2 protein-coding genes are annotated in these 1935 nt (G+C 38.1%); both read left to right on the top strand.

Annotation, left to right across the window (positions count from 1 at the left end):
- Positions 1-1356 (top strand): pre-toxin TG domain-containing protein (locus HF881_RS10335; RefSeq protein ID WP_240956811.1); only part of this gene is annotated, 1356 nt, incomplete at its 5' end.
- A gap of 12 nt (positions 1357-1368) precedes the next feature.
- Positions 1369-1845: an Imm6 family immunity protein gene (locus tag HF881_RS10345; RefSeq protein ID WP_169447412.1), complete on the top strand. Its 477-nt coding sequence runs from the start codon at positions 1369-1371 to the stop codon at positions 1843-1845.
- Positions 1846-1935: the final 90 nt, after the last annotated feature.

A 1935-nucleotide genomic window follows, 5' to 3' on the forward strand; every position in this document is an offset into this window, starting at 1 on the left:
AGCCCTTATAGAACGGCTCTACAGAAAAGCTACGAGGAGTTCAAAAAAAGTAAGGACTATAAGGAACACAGGCTGACGGAGACAGAATATGTCCAAGCCATGCATCAAACCCGAGCTTTCGAGTATGTGTCGATTGATGACGAGAAATCTAAGATAGAGATGTGGCGAGATATCGCTCTAGGAGCTGGCCTTGTTGTCTTGACTATTTTCTGTCCCCCAGCAGGAGCAGTGGCAGGAGTGGCCTTGGCTAGTGCTGAAATGTACTCAGCAGCGACCGGTAAGGACTGGGGCACAGGTCGGAAGTTAGATGCGACCGAGAGAACACTGAGAGGAACCTTTGCCTTGTTTGACTTGATACCAGCAGGGAAATACCTAGGAACCTTAGCCAAGACAGGAAAGACAGCAGGGCTTACTGCCGTTAAGAACAGTCTGAAAACGACTTTGAAAGAAGGCCTGGAACAAGGAGTTAAGAACCTGGATAGTTTCAAAGGTGTCTTGAAGAATGCCAAGGGCTTGGGGGATAATGTTTATCACTCCTTATCTACTTACCGTAAACAAATCACCCATCAGCTAAAAAATTCAGTGGATGAAAAAGTTTTAAACCTAAGCAAGGCTACCCAAGAAGGACTGGAGCGAGCCAAGCAGTTTACTTTGGAAGTTCCGACTGTAAGCGTCGTACGAGAGGCTTCAACTGGTAGTCAAATGATGCGGTTTGAAAAAATGAGCAAGAGTCTGGGAGATACAGGTCTAGGAAAGAGCATGGACAATCTGGCTTCTAAAGCGAAGAATGTAGAAAATGCAAGTCTTTCTAGACTCCGTTCAAGAAATGCTTTTTATGGAAATAAAGTGGATGATGTGGTGTGGGATGCTTCTGAAGAATTATCTAACTTAAGACGCAAATGGAAGGTTCCTGAAACTGATACTATTGCAGTGGGAAAAACCAATGTTCCAGGTCTTGAAGGGAAAGTATTTGAAGGTGGCTCACCTAAAGTTCGTAAAGAGGCAGGATTATCTGACTTAGATGACATATTTCCAGATAGGAAAATTCAGTCACCTCGTAGGAATCCTTTGTTCACACGCCATGCTGAGGAGAATGTGATCCAAGATTTTGTTAGAAATGTTGAAGAGTTAGGTATTTCTGATGATAAAATTTCAGGTGTTTTTCAGTTACACCAGTCAAATCCATCAGGAGTTTGTGGAGCATGTAAGCAAGGCTTGACAAATCCAGATGTGAGTCCAGGAATTTTAAAACAATTTTCAGAAAAATATCCCAATTTAATAATTGAAGTAACAACAGAATCTGCAGAAATTGGTAGTAAATTAAATTTCACAATAAAAAACGGGAAAATTTTATAATAAGGAGATAAAATGATTGATACTTATTTCATGCTAACTTATTCAGAGGCAATATATACCCAAATTAAAACGCAATATAAATCTCAAATTCGTGCTTCCTTAGATGATTGTTGGGATTTTTTGGAAAACAAAAATAAGACAGGAAAGGATCTCTATGTTTTATTAGATGATGGAACGGACTTTAATGGAATCTTTATTTATATGCAACTAGATGAAGATGAACAAAATATTTCCATGTGGGATAACATTAGCTATGCAATTGCAGCAACTGCTAAGGAGGCATATTTATTTGAGAATCAGAAACAATTGCCTTCTCCTTTGGAAAATGTAGACTCAAGTATATTAGACTTATTTATTGAGAATTTAAAAGAAATAAACACAGTGTTTTATGAACATGTTGAAGAAATTAAAAACTTTGCAAGGAATGATTACTCACCTTCAAAAAATAATGCTATAAAAGAATTAGAGAATTTGGGTCTAATAAAATAGAAAGTCTGTATTAGATGAATTACAGGCAATCATGCGTTATATCACCACAGTTGAGGTTTCATTTCAAAATAATTTGGCTCCAAAATTGAA

The sequence above is a fragment of the Streptococcus sp. WB01_FAA12 genome (assembly GCF_012843315.1).
Classification (GTDB): domain Bacteria; phylum Bacillota; class Bacilli; order Lactobacillales; family Streptococcaceae; genus Streptococcus.

Bases quoted from the DNA above. Each gene is read 5' to 3' on its own strand.
- HF881_RS10345 (WP_169447412.1), top strand. From the start codon at position 1,369: ATGATTGATACTTATTTCATGCTAACTTATTCAGAGGCAATATATACC.